This window comes from Parabacteroides sp. AD58 (genome assembly GCF_023744375.2).
GTDB lineage: Bacteria > Bacteroidota > Bacteroidia > Bacteroidales > Tannerellaceae > Parabacteroides > Parabacteroides absconsus.
This window is the reverse complement of sequence record NZ_CP146284.1, coordinates 1,793,035-1,813,094: the sequence shown is the minus strand read 5'-3', so window position 1 is coordinate 1,813,094 and position 20,060 is coordinate 1,793,035. Positions and strand designations below refer to the sequence as shown.

The following is a 20,060-nucleotide window of genomic DNA, read 5'->3' as shown; positions in this document are numbered from 1 at the left end:
AATACCAAAATGATACGCTTATGAAAACATTCATCTTTATCGAGACAATCCTTCTGCTTGTAATGACAAGTTGCGGAAGAGACACTACATCGACTGATGGTTTTATAACAGTCGATGTAACCAAAAGCAGCTATTCTCCTAAAAAAAAACTGGTTCTTCAGGACTTTATGGATGTGGAATATATTCCGTTGGAAACAAACGATGAGTTTATAAATCAGGGAGCAGTAGAGGCAATTGGTGAAAAATACATCATAGTGAAAAACTATGGCCGTGACGGTGATATTTTTGTGTATAACCGGAAAGGAAAAGCTATCCGTAAGATAAACCGAAAAGGGCAAGGCGGAGAAGAATACATGTTTTGTAGCGGTATTACATTGGATGAAGAAAATAATGAAATATTAGTAGATGACCATATCATTAAAAAAGTATTAGTTTATGATTTGGAGGGGAATTTCAAACGAAGTTTTAAGCAGAAGCAAACAGGAGGAAGCCATAGTTATTGGAATGTATACAATTACGATAAAGATAATTTGATTTGTTATGATGAATTGAATAAAGATACCCCATTCTTGATTGTATCCAAGCAGGATGGAAGCATAACGAAAGAGATTAAAGTTCCATTTAAAGAGAAAAAACTTCTTCTTCAAATTTTACAGCATGACGAAGGAACAAAAGTGGTCGGGCCTGGAGAATATAGTAGAATTATTCCTTATAATGATAACTGGATCTTGCTGGAACTTTCTTCAGATACGATTTATACTTTAATGGCCGATTATAGTTTACGCCCATTTATAGCGAAAACACCACCAATTCATACCATGAACCCGGAATTTCATCTAATTCTAAGATTGGTTTCCGATCGTTATTATTTTATGGAAAGTATAAAGAATGTCTTTGATTTTGGAAAGAAAGAAGGATTTCCGAGAACGTACATCTTGTATGATACCCAAGAAAAGGAATTTTCCAGTTATATCGTATACAATGGGGATTATTCATCTAAAAAAGAATTACATATGTTTATGCTGAGTCCGATAAATTCCACAGGAGGATTGTGTGCGACCTTGAACGCTTCAGATCTTTGCCAAGATTACGAGGATGGAAAGCTGAAAGGAAAATTGAAAGAAATAGCTGCGAAATTGAGTGAAGATGATAATGGGGTAATTATGTTGGTAAAGCCGAAGAAGTGAAATAGTAAAATGATACGCTTATGAAAACAAACGTATTAAAAATTAAGAATGACATGCTACAAAGAATGTTCGGTTACTGTTTTATTGGGATGATACAATTTGTCCTACTTGGTTGTTCGTGTACAAGTACTGATCAAGAAAAAGGCTTGACAACAATAGACCTGTCAAAAGACTATCCCAAAAAAGAAATACTTTTATCTGAAATAGCCGATATACAGTATGTTTATATGAATGAGGGAAACGATTACATATATGGTGGAAACCCTTTATATGTATCAGATCATACTTTCGTCTTTTATTCGGAAGGCAGTTTTCTTTTCTTTACAAAAGACGGACAACCGAAATCTAAATTCAATCATCAAGGGAACGGACCTGATGAATATGATTATTTCTCAAAAGTAGTGTATGATGAAGCAAATGATGAGTTATACATACTGTCAGAAAAAAGGTTGATTGTTTACTCTTCATCGGGTGTATACAAACGAACGATCGCTTTATCACTGTCGGATGATAAACGAATCACAAGTATGGCTAACTATGATAATGGTTCACTCTTACTGTTTGATTCTGATAATTTTGTATTAATATCCAAAGCTGATGGCTCAGAACTAAAACGTCTTGATGTGTCATCAGGTGAAAAGGTAAAACTGTATGCCATAAATCAGGATGAACAAAGGGTATCTGTAATAGCCAGTACGCAAAACCAGATCGTGAATTATAAAGATGGATTATTATTATCGGACTATTCAACAGATACGGTTTTCTTCTTTAATAAGAACAAAGAATTAATACCCGTATTGATCAAGCAACCAAGTATTCATTCCATGGATCCGGTGATTTATGCCAATACATTTGTGGACGCTGCTGATTACTTATTCTATCGGAAAATAATCGTAAAAGTTCAAAATGGACAATTACCTTCGGTGTATCTGATGCAAAACAAGAAAGATGGTACTGTCTATGAACAGGAGATCAAGATGGACGACTTCAAAGGTAAGCAAGTAGAAATTGCTCCGGAGATACTAACCTCATCCTCTCGGCATGGCCTTGTCGTACTTGATTTGGTTGAATTGGAAGAAGCATACGCCGATGGTCGGCTAAAAGGTAAATTAAAAGAACTGATGGAAAAGATTGATCGGGAAAACGGGAATAATGTCTATATGCTTTTGACATTTAAGTAATATCAATCATAATAGGAAACAGAAACCATTTATTGTAAAATACAACTATATAATAATTATGAAACAGATATTTCTATTTTTGATCATAGGTGCGTTGTTTGCATGCAACAAACAAAATACACCGATAAAAGATAGTATCATTAATCTGGAAGGTGCCATGAATTCGGTTGAAACTATTCAGCTTTCAGAAATAACTTCGGATGTTACTTACATTCCATTGGAAACAACCGATAGCTCATTAATTGGAGAACAAGCAGATATGCGCGTATTCAATGACTATATTTTAGTTTCTTCGGCGAATCAGAGTCTGAAATTGTTTGATCGGACAACAGGAAAGTTTCTTTCAACGATTGGGCATATAGGTATAGATCCGCAAGGATATGCCAAAGATGCATGGGGGAAAGTAAATTATTGGATAGATAGCCAAAAGAATCTCATCTATGTTTTAGGATGGAAAAACGACTGGCAGGTTTACGATGTGGAAAATAACTATATAAATAGAATTATTGTGGGTGATGATTTGCATTGTAATCTGGCACAAGCATGTTTCCTGATTACTGCAGATACAATTTACGGACAGAATAAATTATGTATTGATCATTCAGCCCCTACGTTATTTACCTACAATTGTAAATCAGAATCATTGGAGATAATCCCGGACTTAAAAGAAGATGTACTTCCCTTAGATGAATTATTATCCATCTCAAATCTTTTAGGGAATTATGTTTCCTACGGAGGAGATTTGCAAATGGCCATATTCTCAGGAGACAGGAAATTCTACATGGCCATTAATAGTCCTTCTTTATGGAAATACCAACAAGAAATACGGGTTAAACAGGCTTTTAATGATACAATCTATACAATTGAAAAGAATCGTTTGCAACCTTCCTGGATATTTAATCTGGGTAATTGGCATTGGGATTATCAAGATCGTCTGAATGTAGCCGGTTGTGAAAATAAAATAAGTATTGACTATGTATTAGAGAACGAAAATCTGCTTTATTTCCACTTTCATACAGGTTTTTATTCGGAGAATCAAAAGGCTTACTGTGGTATTTATCAGAAAAAGACAGGAAATGTGAAAGTAATGGATAGCGATCAATGGATTGATGCCAAATTCAATCAGCCATTACAAATCCGGAATGTTTCTAATAATGGTAAATTTTGCGCCTTACTTCTTCCTGAGAAACTTTCAGACGAATTGAAAAAGCATCTTCAAGTTGAAGAAGATGATAATCCAATCATTGTGATGTTGTAAACTTTTATGGCAATAATTATTCACCTGTAAATCATATACGCCTATAAAAACATTCATTTTAATAGATAAATGCTTGTTATTTTTAATAATAGTTACTTTATTTACAGTGAATATGCCATACTGAAATATACGTGTTCTTTTTGTAATAAAAATTGGGAGGATAATACCATGAAAAAGAATCGGTGTAAATACATGTTATGCGCATTCGGATTATTATTCCACACACTGATTTATGCGCAGTATAATTTTTCCGGCTCAGTAGTTAATCCACAGAAAGAAGCATTGCCGGGTGCAACAATCATGCTTTATGCTGCTGATTCGTTGATGGGAGGAACTATTACGGATGCGAAAGGACTGTTCGAATTGAAGAATCTTCCGAAGAATGAATGCCGCTGTATCATATCCATGCTGGGTTATCAAATGCAGGAACACTCCATAAACTTGGCTCAACAGCAGCAGGCATATTCTTTTATCTTGCAAGAAAATGCTGAGGAACTGGATGTACTGACGGTAGAAGCCGATCGCCGGGATTTAGTGAAAGCCGGTGCCGGATATACGTCATATACCCTTTCCTCTCAGGCACTGAAAGCTAAATCGGCGTATGAGTCCTTGCGCGAAATTCCTCAACTGATTATTGATGAAAGTAACCGTACCATCCGGTTAAGTTCGGGCGAAACACCGGTTATACTGATTAATGGAGTGAACCGTCCGGGATATTTCGACAGCCTGGATCCGGAAATGATAGAATCAGTGGAAGTAATAGAAAATCCTTCGGCAAAATACCGTGGAGAGCAAGCCGTAAGTAAGATTCTGAATATAAAGATCAAGCGTGAAAAGGAGAAATCTTATCTGAATGGTAATCTTTATTCCCGGCATAATGTAGAAGCCGTATATGGTATTTCGGGACTTTCTTTAGGTGCCGGTAACAGCAAATATTCCTTGTATCTCACGGCACAGCAGTTCTATTTTCATAATGATGATGTGGATTTTAAAGAATATACGGAAACAAGTGGCATCATTCGTGATTTATCTCAGCAGCAAAGATTTAATACCAACATGATAAGTGCCAATGTCGGTGGGGATTGGGTAATATCGGATAAGGACTATTTGAGCTGGGCTGTTTCATATATCACAAATCCGAATGATATTAACAAGACTTCTTCCGGAACAATCACTGATTTGGCGGCGGATGAATCAGCTCCTCTCACTGCATGGCAGTCCACAGATAATCATTATTATATGAATACGTATAATCTTTATTACAAACATACCTTCCCGACTGATAACTATCTGGAAATAAAAGGTGGGTTCGGTTGGTTCGGTTCGGGAGCGCAAAGCGACCGTGTAGAAGAGTCTGCCTTGTCCAGCTATAAATCGGTTGTAGATTTGGATAACAAAAAGAAATCTCTGAACGTAGATATAAACTACGACTGGCAGTTGTCGGACAAACTGAAGATGGACTTCGGGGCAAATACTTATATGCAGCATTCGTTCATTGAAGACGTGGGCAACAATTATCCCATTTATCATTACAAGGATTTGAGGGAATATATTTTCGGAGACTTGTCGCATTCTGTTTTACCCAATTTGTCTTATCAGTTATCGTTGGGTGTTGATTTTGTTTTTACCAATGCGGACGGCATACACAACCGGTATGTCACTTTCGTGCCAGGAGCGTCGGTGACATACAATCTGAACCAAAAATCATTTTTCCAATTATACTTTTCCCGCCAGCGTACTTCGCCGGACATCAGCTTGCTGAATCCACGTAACACATCTGCCGACAGCCTGATGCTGATTCAGGGGAATCCGTATCTGAAGCCTTATGTGGATAATACGGTGAACTTGTCTTATACCTGGAATCATAAAGGCATCTATCTTTCGCCGTTTGTTCTGTATGATTATTCTGCCAAACAAATCTCGGATATCGGTTACATGGAAGGAAACCGGTATGTGCAGACCTATGAGAACCTGGACAACTTGCAGCAATTGCGTACGGGAATAAACACCCGTTTCAACCTCTCAACCTTCGGTAATCTGAATATGAGCGTTTATTATCAGAAAGACTTTATCGAAGGAATGCCATTCAGCGGGAACAATTGGGGGGCAAACGCGTCTTTGAATCTGTTTTACAAGAAAGTATCCCTGTATGCCTATCTATTTTATGGTGGATATCGTTACTCAAAAACCAGTAAATCATTCTCGACACCGGAATCAGAAATGATATTTACCTGGAACCTGCCTAAGAACTGGGCATTGACGGCCGGATTACGCTATTTTGCTGCCGGAGATAACCACCTTGAAGAGACGATTAAAGATGCAGGTTATTATTATCATTCAGTACAAAAGTTCACCGACCGCTATTTGATGCCGATGATCGGAATATTATACACGTTCAAGAACAAAGTACAACAGAAACGCTATCAGCAGCAACGGTTATATAACTCGGATTCAGGAATTGGCAGTATTAAAGTTAAATAAAGCAAGGTGTTCTTGGCATGAGTATTAGCTAATGGGTGTAAGTCCCCAATGAGTCCGAATAGCGGGAATCATACAGCCAATAGCAAGAGCGCTCTTTTATCGGCCCTTGATTTTTACTATTTTATCAACATCAAGTTCTGCGTTGCAGACAGCTTCGATTTCTTCGACAATTTCAATGCAACGTTTTCTGCTTATGCGGATGCCTGTGCCGGCAGAAATGATGTCTTCAAGGTTTGGATTGCCAGAATATTTGACAGACGTTGCATGTTCGCCTCTAGTACCATCCGGGGAATAAGTAATGTCGTATGCAGGGGCAAGTGTCCATTTGCCGTTTTCACAGAGGAAACTGAAGTTTTTGGCATGATCGTCTTTGTTGACGCATACGATATTGAAAACCATTCTGCGAAACATTTGCTCCACTTGTGCAGGATCTTGTGTAAGGTAACCGGTCAAGGCAAGAAGATTTACGTAATCTATGCTCTGAGTGCGGAAATCAGATTGTAGAAGGGCTGCCGCAGTGAGAGTATGGATGCGATGACCGCCTTTGACATCGAATCTTTTAATTGAGAAGTAGCGGTCATTAATAAGCCGGATCTCAGGAATGTCAATTCCACATTTCTTAGCTGTTCGCATATATTGATATTCTGTCTTACCCATATCTGAAGGATCGTATATATGTCTGAATTTTACTATCCAGTCTGAACCGTCAGCAGTCTTATATACCGCCTTTGGCCTTGCTCCACCAGAATTACGGCTATTGTAGTACAAGAAGGATGCATCCGCATCACTTTTATCGGAGAGTACATGAATAGCTTTACGCTGAAGTTCGTCAAAGTCGTTGTCTGTAATGGCAGCAATATGCTCTTTTAATGTTTCTGGCTTATAGCAAAGTGCTCCCATTCCGGAATTGCCAACCAGAGACAGTCTCTGAAGAGGGGATAGTTCGCCCAAAGAACAGCCTTCACGACGAAGCATTCTGTCAAGCAGGTAGAGGCCATAACCATCCGGCATACTGTCCTCAAATGCGGCAAATCCGCCACCAAAACTATTTTCTTTTGAGTATATGAGTCCTGTCTGGAGTGGAAGTTCCCATGGCGATATCGAGAAACCATTCGCGATCCAATCCTTGTCATACTCGAACACACACCGATCTCTTTCAGGTGTCATCTGCAAAGTGCCGACAGTACGTTCATCTAATGAAACTATGATTTTTAAAATATCTTTCATCTTCCTTTCAGTCTTCTTTGGTTCCGGTTTATAGTTTCAAGTTCCTCACCTGTAGTGAACTTGCTTTTACTCATAATGGCACTCATTTCGTCAAACCAGTCAAATTCAACAACCAATTTCAGGAATGCCTCAAGAGAAATCTTTCCTTTAGTTTCAAAACGTTCGAGTGTCGCTTCCGGAATGCCTGTTATTTCAGAGAGGCTACGCCTGCTCAGACCCTTATCAAGTCTGCGCTTACGACAATTCTCTGCCAAGATTTTTGCTAGACGCTCAGGATTCTTGTCGAAAACATCAAAACTATATTTCATAATATATTATGCTAAATTAACAATATATATTCTTATCCCTTAAAATAATATGCCAAATATAGTGTTTTTTGAGCAGATAGGCAAAAGATCTTGTACAATTCTTCTTGATAAATTATAAACAGACTCTAGTATTGAACATTCGGCAAAATCAGGGGCTTATCCATTTGTCTCAAATACGTTTAGGGAAGCCTAATACCCCAGTTAATTATACGTTGCTAAGGAATGTCAAATCCTGCCTGGCAGCAAGCTTTGTTTTATCTTTATCGTTGTAGATTATAAGTTAGTTGTGAAAGGAGGGAGCCTGTATTTATGTTGAGTAAATTTATTCTGTTTAAATGAAGGTGTGTCAAAAAGCACACCTTCTTTTTTAGCACAAAGCCCCGACTTTCACAAGCTGGGGCTTTGTTATTACCTAAAGATTTTGTATCTTTAAGCATAAAGATTTACACATATGACAAAGATACATTTTCGTCCATACACTCCCAACCAAACGGTACTTTTTCCGCAAAGAATCGATGAAGATATTGCAGAAAACGATCCTGTACGCATGGTTGACGCTTTGGTTGAAAGCCTGAATCTTGAAGGTTTCAGGAAGTTATACAAAGAATACGGCCGTAGTCCTTACCATCCCAAGATGATGCTAAAGGTTATCTTGTATGCCTATATGAACAATATATACTCCTGCCGGAAAATAGAAAAGCATCTTCGTCGTGATATCCATTACATATGGTTAGCCGGTTATGAGAAACCGGACTTCATTACTATCAACCGTTTCCGTAACCGGGTGAAGAAGGAAATTAACGAAGTGTTTACCCAAACCGTACTTCTGCTTTCATCCAAAGGTTTCATCAGTCTGAATGTGGAATATATTGACGGAACAAAGATTGAGTCCAAGGCCAACAAATATACTTTTGTATGGCGGAAGAGCGTTGAGCGAAACCGTGAACGACTGATGAAGAAAATCAGTGTTTTGTTTAGCCAAATAGATGACGTCATCGCTCAGGAAAAAGCTTCGGAAAACAACGAGGAAATTGAGTTTTCCCCTTCCATGCTGACAGAAATGGCAGGAGAATTACGCAATGCCCTTGAACAGGCTTCAGAACCATCCACGAAAGAGCAGAAATCTGCACTGAGAAAGAAACGCAGGCAGCTGAAAGAACTGGAAGCACATAGAGATAAGCTTCAGGAATACAATAACCATCTGGACAATCTTCAGGACCGCAACTCTTATTCCAAGACAGACAAAGAGGCCACCTTTATGAGAATGAAGGAGGATGCCATGCGCAACGGTCAGACAAAACCCGGATATAATCTTCAGATTGCTACGGAAAATCAATTCATTATCGATTATTCTCTTTTCCCGAATCCGACTGACACCTTGACGATGATTCCCTTCCTGAAGTCCTTTGCCGACAGATACGGCCAGTTGGCTCATACGGTGGTTGCTGATTCCGGTTACGGATCAGAAGAGAATTACCACTTTATGTCGGAAAACGGGATGGAAGCATACGTCAAATACAATTATTTCCACATGGAGCAGCGGCCAAGATTTAAACCGAATCCTTTTAAAGCCGAAAACTTTTTCTACAATGAAGAACAGGATTACTGTGTCTGTCCAATGGGACAAAAGATGCAGAGGGCAGGCACCAGGCATACGAAAACCGAATCCGGATATGTAGTCGAATATGCCAGGTATAGGGCTGTCAGATGCGAAGGATGTCCGTTAAGATGTCTGTGTTTTAAAGCTAAAGGAAACAGGACGATAGAACTGAATCACCGACTCTGGATATACAAACAGAAAGCCCGGGAACTTCTCTGTTCCGAAGAAGGGCTGAAACACAGAGGGCAAAGGTGCATAGAACCGGAAGCTGTATTTGGACAGATAAAATTCAACATGAACTACAAGCGCTTCCGTCATTTTGGAAAGGACAAGGTTCTCATGGACTTTTCCTTCCTGGCCATCGCCTTCAATATAAAAAAGATGTGTACCAAGATGAATAAAGAGGGTATAAATTGGCCAATTAAACACCTTTACGGCCTTATTACCGCTCATTTAAGCTATTGGGAACAAAATAATCGAGATTATCTTCAGAATATCGCTGCCTGAAAAAGTTAACTACGCTCTTATCGTTGATAAAGAAAAGAGGGTGAATCGCGTATTACGACACACCCTCATGTTTTATACTATGAATTGCTTATTGCAATGTCTTTCCGTTATATTCGCCAGTCAGAGAATGCAGGAAGGCTACGATCTTGGTCATGTCGGCATCCGATATGGCTGTACCAATCTGGAATTCGTGCATGATACGTACAGCATCTTCTACTGTCTTGACTGAACCGTCGTGCATGTACGGGTAAGTAATCATGACGTTACGCAAGGTCGGTGTCTTGAACTTGTGCAGGTCAGTTTCCTTCTTAGTGACAGAATAACGTCCGTTATCACCATCAGTCAGACCGGTACCACGGTAATCGAAGTAACTGTTCTTGATACCCATGTAATCGTAAGACTGTCCGCCGATGTTCATACCTACGTGGCAGGTTGCACATTTGTGGCTCTTAAACAAGTCATAACCTTCGATTTCTTCGGCAGACAAGGCTGATTTATCTCCTCGCAGATACTTATCGAAACGAGAAGGAGTCAGTAATGTCTTTTCGAATTCAGCAATGGCTTCTGTGATGTTTGACTGGCTGAAACCGTCCGGATATACCGCTGTGAATGCTTTGGTAAATTCTTTATCTTCGGCCAGAACAGCGCAGATGTCGTCAAACGACTTGTGTCCCATCTCTACCGGATTCAATGGAGGACCAGCAGCCTGTTCTTTCAGGTCGGCAGCACGGCCATCCCAGAACTGGGCGAAGTTGAGGGCTGCATTATAAACCGTAGGAGCATTGACACCACCTAATTGTCCGTTAATACCTTCTGAGTATTGCTTCCGGTCTACACCACCTGTTTCCAGTCCGTGACAAGACGCGCAGGAAATGGTGTTGTCAGCAGAAAGACGCGTGTCATTGTATAAGGCACATCCCAAAGCGACCTTGGCAGAGTCGACCGGAATGGATTCCATCAACGGTTGCAAAGGTTCGTTCGCGAACTCTTCTGCTACCGTAGGAGATTGATAATGAGCTTTACGCTCCTTTGCTGCCCATGCCAGAATCACGGCCTTTTCGTCTTTGTCAAGACTTGTTCCCCAGTGATTAGGCATGTACGAGAACTTGGCAGGAGGCATGGAACCACTCATTGCCGTGTTCTCCAGTTTTGCTAAATCGACTTCCGATACTGGCTTGCCGTTATCCAAAGCATCCAGCATATCTGTAAAGTCTACATACCGCGTTCCTTCTACCATATCGGCTTTCACGACTGAACCGATAACGGGGAAATTACCGTAGAATGGAAGAGGAGCATTTGCCGAATGGCAGTCCATACAGCCATTCTCTCGCAAGATGGAAGCCACTTGTTTGGCTTCATCGCCGGCATATTTTTTATATTCTGTCGTAGAACAACTGACAGTGAGTCCTGCCAGTAATGCCAGGCTTACAGGGAGAAATACTTTCTTCATGCTTTCCTTTGTTTAAAATAGTTAATAATAAACTCTCTTTTATCGTCAGCAAAGATACGAGTATATTCAGAATTCTGTATAACCGATGTCTTTATTTCCATCGTCTGGACTTAATTTTTCTTCGGAGATACTGGATGGCAAGCCAGAATCCGGACAGAGAAACAAATGTTCCCCCTAACATCAGTATCCACATGATCAGATACCACAGTCGCGGATGAGTGGTCAGTTCGGGTATCTGCAGGCTGTGCAATGCCGGATATGCCCAGTGCTGCCATCGGGCAGGACGATTCACATACCGGAATTCTCCGCTGTATGGATGAATGTAATAACAGCTGGCATCCGCATCATCTATCTGTACTTTCCAGACGGGCAGGGCCAGTTTCCGCTTACGGGAAACATAATATGTATCCTGTTCATTCAACCATTCGATTTTCAGGTTGGCCTCTTTCCCGTGGATGGACTGTAATACGTCTCGGATATCTTCGGGTGTGAGGTTTAAAGGCTTCAGGGAATCGGTACAACGCGCATCCCAGGTCATAGGTCCGCTGTCAGTCTGAGCGTGGTAGAGCGGAATCAGGCCGAAGTGAGTCCATTCCAATTGCCGGAGCTGATGCGGATGGCATTGGATGATTTTCCGGTAATCGAGCGGATAGTTTCCCGGATACATTTGCTTCAGTTGCTGAGACGGATTAAAGTCAAGCCGGGAGCGGATGCCGAAGTCTTCTACGTTGGCCAATGACATCATCCCGCTGAAACAGAACGTCAGCACAAACAGACCGAAAACAGCACCTGCCAGGTGATGCCATTTGTACCAGAACTTCTTGTAGGGCGAAAGCCTGTGCTGATGGCGTGCTCTCCGGAAATCCCGGATTCCGAGATACAAGCCTGTCAGACAGAAAATACAGCCGATGCCGGAAAGTGTGACGACCACGGTTATCCACCGGTCGATATCCTGCCGGAGAGTAGTGAAGTAAATCCAGTGAGGAATCGCTCCCAACCACGCCCAGCAGCGTTCTTCCCGACTGGTATATTGTAAGATTTCGGCCGTCTTCGACGAAATATATAATTGGTGCCTGTCTTTATCGGCAAAGTAATATTTATAGATCGGGAAATGCTGCCTGAGTGCTCCAAAAGGAATCCATTGCTCCAAGGTGTAAAGTGTATCAATCCGTTCGACCGGAGATGAATTCCAGCTCGCTGCCACCTGCCTGATGGAAGAAGCATCGATATGGGTTCTTTCTGAAAAGTCGGTGGTCAGTTCATGTGATCCGTTGTCTGTCCGGATTTGGAAAACCTGTTGCCCTAAACTCTGACAAAGCGAAATATGCCGGATCTCTTCGTTGGCCGGAAGCCGTTTCTGTACTTCGTCCCAGGCCGGAAGAGAATCAGCTTTCAGATAATCCATTCGGCTCCATCGGTCAGCCTGTTTTACCCGGGGAAAGGTATGATAAATCATGACCAGTCCGGAGAGAAACCACATGCAGAAAAGGATACTGAGCAAGGTGCCCAGTATCCGGTGTGTTGTCAAGATAAATGAATGTAGTTTATGCATGCGTCATTTATTTAGAGCGTATACGAAAGAGCTACCTGGAAGTTACGGGGCATGCTGGGAACAAGCTGGTTTCCTAACGCCTGGTTGTAATAGCTCTTGTTGAACAGGTTATTGACATTGACAGTCAGATGAACATGGTTGTTGACGGTATATGACGCTCCCATATCGGTTATCCAATACGGATCGAACCAGGTACTGTTCGCTGTATTCCGATAGACTTTCCCTGTATAGCTGCTGCTGATGTGGAACTCCAGGTTCTTCAGCCAGCCTTTGGGAATAGTATAACTGCCATAGGCATAAAATGTCTGGTTCGGCACGTTCGCCTGCCAGTTCCCTTCCTGGCTGTTCAGTTTGTCTTTCGCCGCCTGTGCGTCAGAACCGTAAATGGCTTGGGCCAGTTCCGGGTCTTTCACTTCCTTCATCTTCCGTATCTTCGAATCATTGAATCCATAACCCAGGGTGAATGCCAAGGTTGGCAAAGGAGTCACGGTCACATCGAAGTCAAATCCTTTAGAGTCTTGTACGCCGACCTGTCCGATGACAGTCAGCTTCTTCGTCTGTCCGTCTACCTCTGTCTGATAGCTGTTTGTCAGCGTAGCGGTACTGTTCATCTTCCGGATGTAGAAGAGGCTGGCATTGGCCTGGAGGAAACGGTTGAGGTCATATTTGATCCCGACTTCCGCCTGATATCCGTTTTCCGGTTTGAATACTTCTTCGTTGCGAGTGGGGTTAAAGCGTTCTCCATTCGCGTCGACATAGATCACATTGTCCCTGTAGAAGGTACGGATCGGTTTGAAGAAAGACGCAAAAGACGCATATAAAGAGGTATTCGGATGAGGCAGATAGACGGCTCCGAAACGGTAGGTGAGCGCCTTGTTGCGTACCCGGTTGAAAGACCCGTGGTTTTCGTATTCACGTTTGCCGGTCGGCGTTGTAGCCTCGGCCGACAGATATCGGTAGAAATCTCCCCGGAGGGCAGCCAGAATCTTCCATTGATTATTCAGTTCGATCATGTCCTGCAGATAGATGCTGTTGGCATAATGATGTGTAACCGTAGCTTCCGAAAAGCGGCTGACCATATATCCCATGCTGTGCGGGTCGTACACCGAAACATGCGAATACAGTCCGGGACCTTGCACATCTTCTCCTAAATTATAGCCCGAATAACTTGTCCGGTTGAGGGCAACGAACGAATACCCGCCCATGTAATTGTGTTTGACTTCGCCTGTATAGAAATGTCCGTTTAATTCCAAGGAGTTACTGACGGTCTTGGCTATGTGGGAAAAGCGCAGCGGGAAGGAGAGATATACGGTGTCGAGGCAGATATATTTCTTTTCGGTCGGACTTTTCCAGTAATAATGGTTATAGATCGGCTCGTCACTTTCCAGATAATCGAGTTCTTCTGTACCGAAATAATTGATGTCGTCACTGGTAAAAGACAGACGGTCTACCAGCTTCATGCTTTCGGAAAATTGATGTGTATATTGTCCGGAGATATTCCAGCTGTAGTTTCTCATGAAATCCGATTCGTTGTTGTAACGGGCTGTCTTGTCCAGTCCGGGCAACATATCGTTTTTATGCAGATAGAGCTGGTTGTCGGATGTGTTGTAAATGTCTTGCGTCATGATGTCGGGCAAACCAATTTCCGTTCCATAGTAATCCCGATTGAAACCCGTACGGATATCGATAAAATCGTTAGACGTTAATTGGGCATTCAGGGCAAGATAACCGGAGAAGCGCCTGTTCCCATTGTTGCGCCATCCTGTCTGGTCGGCATAATTGACATTGGCATAGTAATTGACAGGCCCTAATAACTTGCCACCTACACCTAAAGTCGCTTCCTTGTTCTCGAAGCTGCCGTAGGCAACCCGAGCATTGAGTGTCTGCCGTTCAGTCGGTGCTTTACGGACGATATTCAAGATACCGCCAACAGCCGAATGGCCATATAAGACAGAGGCCGGTCCTTTCAGTAATTCAATGGATTCGACGGCCGAAAGATCCGGAACAGGATATGAATTGTTGATGGCAGAGCGTTCGTCTCGTACTCCGTCGATCATCAGTACGGCATGATCGAAACCACGTACAGAGATTTGTTGGAAAGCTCCGTAGGAAGTCTGTATCCGGATTCCCGGCATGAAGCGGACAGCGTCCTGGATGTTTCTGATTCCTCGGATTTCCAAACTCTTCGACTCGATTCCATTGACAGAAAGCGGCAGATATTTCATGGGAACATCGAGCTTGGTAATCTGAGGTCGTGCTTTTCTGGCTGTCTGAATGACTACTTCCTGCAAATTATAAGTTGTGTCGGCTGCAGGTGAAACCGTTTTTTTCTCCTGGGCATGAATGCCACATGTCAAGCTTACGAGAGGTAAGATAATCCATGTTTTTTTCATATAAAATGTTTTTTGAATAAGACATACTTCTCCTTACCCGGAAGAAAATGAGTCTCTTCCGGGCAGAAAAAGTGTATAAAAATTGTTGGATGATTTGTTATTCTTTGTCGGCAGCGTATGCCTTCTTTTTATCGGAGATGTCGATAAGTATGTGTTGGGTCATGAACCGGGCATGGTCAATGAAGATATCTTGGATTTCAGGGTTTTGTCCTAATCCTTCCATCAAGACGCTTACCTGATATCCAGCTGATTCCAGGTCTTGCCGGATGTCACCGGCTATGTCGTTCTTGGCATGATCGCCGGCCACGAACATGAATGGTAAGAGCTGGATCTGCTTGATTTTCTTTTGTTCTTTGATTTTTCTGACGGCATCATCCAAAGTCGGATAGCCTTCAACGGTGGCGACAACGAAATCCGGGTGTCCTTCGGCTTCCAGCATATAATCAAGCATTGCATACTGTGCTGTTGCCGGTGTATAAGTTCCGTGACCGACAAGTACGGTCATGGTTTTATCCTTTCCTTTTTGTGACAGGATGGAGATGACTTGCCGGTAATCTTCTGGAGTGTACAGCAGAGGTGTACCCAAGCGGATTTCCTTAAACAGGTCTTTCATGACGTCGATGTCTTTGCGGAGTGATTCCATTTCGATTCCGTCGATGATGTTGGTCGACTGAATCAGGATGTGAGTAAATCCGTCAGCCTTCAGTTGGGCTAATGCTTCTACCGGATTCTTCTTGTAAACCCCTCGTTTTGCCAGGCGGTTCATGACAATACGTGAAGTGTACGCTTCGCGGAACTCAAGGTCAGGGAAAGCTTCTTGTGCTTTCTGATTGATGGCATCGATGGTCAATGCCCGGGTATCGTCGTGCGTAGTCCCGAAATGAACGAGCAGCAAGGCTGCCTTATCGCCTGCCTGCATGGTTTCAAACAGGTTCGATGGGACGTAGTTGCCTTCCGTATGGGCATAAGCCTGATGCAGCATTCCGGAGGCCGCAGTTACGCACACGATGAATAGTCTTTTAAGATTCATCATATCCAAGGGTGTTTTAAATGTAAAATATATCTCAACATTCGTTATAAGTTTATTCAATTCCCGGAATAAACATTCCATATTAATCGAATTTGTTCAGGCAGGTTTCCTGACTTCACCTTAAGAAGAAAAGCCTTCCCATCTTGAAAGATAGTGGCACGGAGTGTGTATTCTTCTCATTTGCAGGTGTTACAGTAGCGGGTACTGCTCCGGATTCACACCGGATTCCCTTTTCAAGTCCACACCGAAAGGTTGTGAATCTCACCTCAACGCTGCAAAGATAAATTTAATTTTGGAAATACTATCTGTTTTCTGAAAAAATTATCTCTTTCTGCAAGCAGTTGTTGTATATAGGAAAATACTTCTTCTTTTTTAAAGTTACAAAATGATAGTTTATTTCAAATTAAAGATGTACCTTCGCCGCCGTATTGGTGATATTATTCTCGATCCCAGAGATAATATAAAAGGGAATCCGGTGTGAATCCGGAACAGTTCCCGCTACTGTAAATTCCCTGCTCCATTGAGCAGCAGCTATAGGAAATCACCGCTTTGCCACTGTTGCCGGATCGTCATGGTCAGGCTGACGGGAAGGTTCTTTCCTTAGGAACAAGTCAGGAAACCTGCCAATATGTTTTAGTGAGAATGAACGCTCTTTCGGGAGGTAAAGAGTATTAGTACACAAACATTTTTATTCATGGAAACAAAAAAGATGTTGGCAACCTTGCTGATTGCAGGTTGCGCACAAAGTGTTTTCGCACAAGACCGTGTGATAACAGGCCGAGTAATTGATGCAGAAACGGGGCGCCCGGTATCGGGTGCCAATATCCGGGTTTCAGAAAGCTTGACAGGATGTACAACGAATAATGAAGGGTATTTCCAGTTGAGCCTGCCTGATAATGCTGACCGGATTCGTATTTCGCATCTGGCATATGAACCGGAGTCGTATAATGTAACACATACGGACCAGAACATTGAGATTCGCCTGATCGAAAAGTATGTGAACATTAATCCGGTGGTAGTTACCGGTACCGGTACTCACCGGAGAATGGATAACTCGCCCATACCGGTACAGGTGTATTCGGCCAAGGACCTGCGGACTGCCAACGTAACGAATGTGCAGGAAGCTATGACAAAACTCAACCCAAGTATTTCGTTCATGACCAACGGTATGGGAACAACCATGAGCATGAACGGTTTGACCGAGCGTTACATCCTGGTCTTGGAGAACGGAAAACGCCTGGCCGGCGATGATACTTATGCGCGTATCGATATGGCAAATGTCAAACGTATTGAAGTCTTGAGCGGTGCGGCTTCAGCGTTGTATGGAAGTGATGCAATTGCCGGTGTTATTAATATCATCACCGATGATGCCCAGAATAAGGCCAACATAACCAGTAATACGCGTTATGGCAGCAAGAACCAGTTTACTCAGTCGGTAAATGCGGATTTCCAGACCGGAAAATTCGGTTCGTTTACTTCTTATCAGCGTCAGCAGTCGGATGGCTGGCAGCTGAATCCGTATACGGAGGGAAAAGATGGCAATTTAGTGGAAACAAACAAGCAGGCTTCGACGGCTTTTCATTCGAATACGATCAGCCAGCGTTTTACCTTCGATCCGACCGACCGTCTTTCATTCTATCTGAGAGGAAATATTTATACGCATAAAACGGATCGTCCTATGCCGATGGGCGACAATACCACCAATTATGACATACGGCACGAAACATTTACCTATGGAGCGGGTGCACAGTATATGATCAATAAGAAATCGTATCTGAATGCGGATTATTTTTCCGATAACCATAGTACTTATAAAGATTTTTTCACCGGAGATAATCAGGGAACCAACGAGATGACCAAACGTATTCATCATCATAACCTGAATGTGAAGGGAATCTTTCAGTTGGGCCAGTACAACAAGCTTTCTGGCGGTTTCGAGTTTATTCGTGAGCTGCTGAGCAGCCAGACGGATAATATTGCCGGAAAAGGAGTATCAACAATGGCCTTTTATGCCCAGGATGAAGTGAACTTCAGCAAGCATTTTCAAGGAGTTGTCGGACTGAGGTATATTTATCATCAGAATTTCCACAGTTATGCAACTCCCAATGTGGCTTTGCTTTATAAAGTAGGCGGCTTTAATTTTCGGGGTTCGTATGCCTCGGGTTTCCGTTCGCCCAGTTTGGCTGAACTGTACACTTTCTCTGAATCCAAGCGGACTTCGCGGCTGACCATCGGTAATGTGAATCTGAAACCGGAAAAGAGTGATAACCTGACGCTGAGTGCGGAATATACAAACCGTAACTTCTCGATATCAGCTTCCGGATTTTACAACCACATCCGCGATATGATCAATTACCGTGAATTCAGTCAAGAAGAAACCAACCGCTATAATCAGGAAAACGGAACAGATTTTGCCAGTGTCCAGATCCGTGACAACATCCAGAATGCGACGATCAAAGGCTTCAATGTCCGTTTTGATGCTTATATCGGTGCCGGATTCTCGATGAACGGTGGCTATACGTTTGTAGATGCGAAAGATAACACCAACGACAGGCCGGTTGACAAGAGTGTAAAACATAGTGGCGTGGTGGCTGCTCTATGGAATCATACCTGGAATAAATATACCTTGAATGTGAATTTCAACGGGCGTATCCAGGGAGAACGCTTCTCTCAGAGTTATGGATATGCGCCGAAATTCTCTCTCTGGAACCTGAATACGACGCATCGGTTTGTGTTGAAGGATTTTATTCTTGAACCGGGCGTAGGCGTGGAGAACTTATTTAATTATGTGGATGACCGGCCTTATAATTCCAACTATGCGACTTTGACGCCGGGACGTACCTATTACGTCAGTTTGCTGGTGAAATTCAATAAGTGATGTACCGACGGGATTTTCTGAAAATAGTCATGGTTCTGTTGGCTTGCCTTGGTTGGGAGCATCCGCTCCAGGCCAAGGTCGGGCGTGAGTTCGTCGCTTCGGATATCCGTGAGACGATGCAGAAAGGCGATAAGCTGGCTATTCTGATGGTCCATTTCGGGAGCGCTTATCCGGAAACCCGCGAAGCCCTCGAACGGATGAATGATCAGGTACGTCAGGCATTTCCGCAAGTCGAAGTCCGACAGGCTTACAGTGCCCGCAGTATTGTCAACCGTGTACGCCGCCAAGGCATCTGGATCGAGCATACGACGGATGCTTTGATCACCCTGAAGAAAGAAGGCTATACGCATGTGGTGGTGCAGCCATCAATTGTGATAGAAGGCGTGGAGATGGAAGCCCTGCGCCGCGATGTGGAGCTCCGGAAAGGACTGTTTAAGGAAATCCGTATCGGCAACCCGCTGCTGTATGATGATGCCGACTATGAGGCTGTGATAAAAGCCCTGACCGGAAGTGCTGTGGCTTCTCATGCCGGTGCCAAGTTGTTGATTGCTAACGGAACCTATCATGCCAGTAATTCGGCTTATGCCAAATTGGGCTATATGTTGCAGGTGTCCGGACATAAAGACTATTTCGTCGGGACTCGCGAAGGCTTCCCGACTTTAGAGACAGTCATTGGTCAGCTCAAGGCAGGTAAATATAAACAAGTGACGTTACTGCCTTTTATGTTTGTCTTGATCAAATCCAACGAAAACCGTGTCTCTGCCTCGTGGCGGGAAGGTTTGGAAAAAGCCGGCTTCAAAGTCGGCCTGGAGGCCAAAGGATTGAGCGACTATGAAGCCATTCGCTGCCTGTTGGTCGAACACATTCAGTTTGCCTTGGCTTACAAGCGTATCACGGTCGCCGAACGGAAAGAAATGTTCGGCAGGTTTTAGTCATTAGATGTGGATTATTAAATAAAAAAACAAGTTGGCATTCGGCTTTTGTACCTGTACCAACTTGTTTTTATTT

At 42.8% G+C, this 20,060-nt stretch carries 13 protein-coding genes and 2 riboswitches; of the genes, 7 read left to right on the top strand and 6 right to left on the bottom strand.

The features are described from left to right. Nucleotides 1-20 precede the first annotated feature (20 nt). The 4 genes from NEE14_RS07930 (at nt 21) to NEE14_RS07915 (ending at nt 6,107) form a co-directional block, all read left to right on the top strand. Nucleotides 21-1,187 carry a 6-bladed beta-propeller gene (locus NEE14_RS07930; RefSeq protein WP_251968771.1) on the top strand — a complete coding sequence of 389 codons (1,167 nt, stop codon included), beginning with the start codon at nt 21-23 and terminating at the stop codon, nt 1,185-1,187. A 20-nt stretch (nt 1,188-1,207) separates the two neighbouring features. Further along, nucleotides 1,208-2,368, top strand: coding sequence for a 6-bladed beta-propeller (locus tag NEE14_RS07925; RefSeq protein ID WP_338578829.1), 1,161 nt, complete (start codon nt 1,208-1,210; stop codon nt 2,366-2,368). A gap of 58 nt (nt 2,369-2,426) precedes the next feature. Beyond that, the gene (locus NEE14_RS07920; protein ID WP_251968772.1) at nt 2,427-3,626 is read left to right on the top strand and encodes a DUF4934 domain-containing protein; all 1,200 of its coding nucleotides are present in this window, start codon (nt 2,427-2,429) and stop codon (nt 3,624-3,626) included. A gap of 168 nt (nt 3,627-3,794) precedes the next feature. Further along, nucleotides 3,795-6,107 (top strand): TonB-dependent receptor, encoded by a 2,313-nt coding sequence (locus tag NEE14_RS07915; protein WP_338578828.1) that lies wholly within the window; start codon nt 3,795-3,797, stop codon nt 6,105-6,107. A gap of 96 nt (nt 6,108-6,203) precedes the next feature. On the opposite strand, the gene NEE14_RS07910 is transcribed toward NEE14_RS07915, so the two are convergent. Beyond that, nucleotides 6,204-7,334 (bottom strand): type II toxin-antitoxin system HipA family toxin, encoded by a 1,131-nt coding sequence (locus NEE14_RS07910; protein ID WP_251968788.1) that lies wholly within the window; start codon nt 7,332-7,334, stop codon nt 6,204-6,206. Continuing rightward, nucleotides 7,331-7,642, bottom strand: coding sequence for a helix-turn-helix domain-containing protein (locus NEE14_RS07905; RefSeq protein WP_251968789.1), 312 nt, complete (start codon nt 7,640-7,642; stop codon nt 7,331-7,333). Before NEE14_RS07905 ends, NEE14_RS07910 begins: the two co-directional genes overlap by 4 nt. A 451-nt stretch (nt 7,643-8,093) precedes the next feature. On the opposite strand from NEE14_RS07905, the gene NEE14_RS07900 reads away from it, so the two are divergent. Continuing rightward, nucleotides 8,094-9,749, top strand: a complete 1,656-nt coding sequence (locus NEE14_RS07900) for an IS1182 family transposase (protein ID WP_338578827.1) — start codon at nt 8,094-8,096, stop codon at nt 9,747-9,749. 88 nt (nt 9,750-9,837) lie between these two features. Here NEE14_RS07900 and NEE14_RS07895 read toward each other — a convergent pair whose 3' ends face one another. The 4 genes from NEE14_RS07895 to NEE14_RS07880 form a co-directional block, all read right to left on the bottom strand. Continuing rightward, on the bottom strand, nt 9,838-11,199 hold the full coding sequence (locus tag NEE14_RS07895; protein WP_251968764.1) for a cytochrome-c peroxidase: 1,362 nt from the start codon (nt 11,197-11,199) through the stop codon (nt 9,838-9,840). A gap of 91 nt (nt 11,200-11,290) precedes the next feature. Beyond that, nucleotides 11,291-12,751 carry a PepSY domain-containing protein gene (locus NEE14_RS07890; RefSeq protein ID WP_251968765.1) on the bottom strand — a complete coding sequence of 487 codons (1,461 nt, stop codon included), beginning with the start codon at nt 12,749-12,751 and terminating at the stop codon, nt 11,291-11,293. Nucleotides 12,752-12,762: 11 nt separating this feature from the next. Further along, entirely contained in the window at nt 12,763-15,144 is a 2,382-nt protein-coding gene (locus NEE14_RS07885; RefSeq protein ID WP_251968766.1) for a TonB-dependent receptor, read from the bottom strand. Between the two features lie 97 nt (nt 15,145-15,241). Further along, nucleotides 15,242-16,126, bottom strand: coding sequence for a sirohydrochlorin cobaltochelatase (locus tag NEE14_RS07880; RefSeq protein WP_251968770.1), 885 nt, complete (start codon nt 16,124-16,126; stop codon nt 15,242-15,244). Between the two features lie 130 nt (nt 16,127-16,256). Continuing rightward, nucleotides 16,257-16,458: riboswitch (cobalamin riboswitch) on the bottom strand. A 128-nt stretch (nt 16,459-16,586) separates the two neighbouring features. Then, a riboswitch (cobalamin riboswitch) is annotated at nt 16,587-16,816 on the top strand. Nucleotides 16,817-16,868: 52 nt separating this feature from the next. Between NEE14_RS07880 and NEE14_RS07875 the strand changes: the two genes are divergently transcribed. Together NEE14_RS07875 and NEE14_RS07870 are read left to right on the top strand one after the other, a co-directional pair. Beyond that, complete coding sequence (locus NEE14_RS07875) at nt 16,869-19,052, top strand: TonB-dependent receptor (RefSeq protein ID WP_251968767.1); 2,184 nt, start codon at nt 16,869-16,871, stop codon at nt 19,050-19,052. Then, nucleotides 19,052-19,984 (top strand): sirohydrochlorin cobaltochelatase, encoded by a 933-nt coding sequence (locus NEE14_RS07870; protein WP_251968768.1) that lies wholly within the window; start codon nt 19,052-19,054, stop codon nt 19,982-19,984. The genes NEE14_RS07875 and NEE14_RS07870 overlap by 1 nt, the downstream gene beginning before the upstream one ends. Nucleotides 19,985-20,060 lie beyond the last annotated feature (76 nt).

Coding starts and splice junctions, on each gene's coding strand:
- NEE14_RS07930 (WP_251968771.1), top strand. CDS start 21: ATGAAAACATTCATCTTTATCGAGACAATCCTTCTGCTTGTAATGACA.
- NEE14_RS07925 (WP_338578829.1), top strand. CDS start 1,208: ATGAAAACAAACGTATTAAAAATTAAGAATGACATGCTACAAAGAATG.
- NEE14_RS07920 (WP_251968772.1), top strand. CDS start 2,427: ATGAAACAGATATTTCTATTTTTGATCATAGGTGCGTTGTTTGCATGC.
- NEE14_RS07915 (WP_338578828.1), top strand. CDS start 3,795: ATGAAAAAGAATCGGTGTAAATACATGTTATGCGCATTCGGATTATTA.
- NEE14_RS07910 (WP_251968788.1), bottom strand. CDS start 7,334: ATGAAAGATATTTTAAAAATCATAGTTTCATTAGATGAACGTACTGTC.
- NEE14_RS07905 (WP_251968789.1), bottom strand. CDS start 7,642: ATGAAATATAGTTTTGATGTTTTCGACAAGAATCCTGAGCGTCTAGCA.
- NEE14_RS07900 (WP_338578827.1), top strand. CDS start 8,094: ATGACAAAGATACATTTTCGTCCATACACTCCCAACCAAACGGTACTT.
- NEE14_RS07895 (WP_251968764.1), bottom strand. CDS start 11,199: ATGAAGAAAGTATTTCTCCCTGTAAGCCTGGCATTACTGGCAGGACTC.
- NEE14_RS07890 (WP_251968765.1), bottom strand. CDS start 12,751: ATGCATAAACTACATTCATTTATCTTGACAACACACCGGATACTGGGC.
- NEE14_RS07885 (WP_251968766.1), bottom strand. CDS start 15,144: ATGAAAAAAACATGGATTATCTTACCTCTCGTAAGCTTGACATGTGGC.
- NEE14_RS07880 (WP_251968770.1), bottom strand. CDS start 16,126: ATGCTGCATCAGGCTTATGCCCATACGGAAGGCAACTACGTCCCATCG.
- NEE14_RS07875 (WP_251968767.1), top strand. CDS start 16,869: ATGGAAACAAAAAAGATGTTGGCAACCTTGCTGATTGCAGGTTGCGCA.
- NEE14_RS07870 (WP_251968768.1), top strand. CDS start 19,052: ATGTACCGACGGGATTTTCTGAAAATAGTCATGGTTCTGTTGGCTTGC.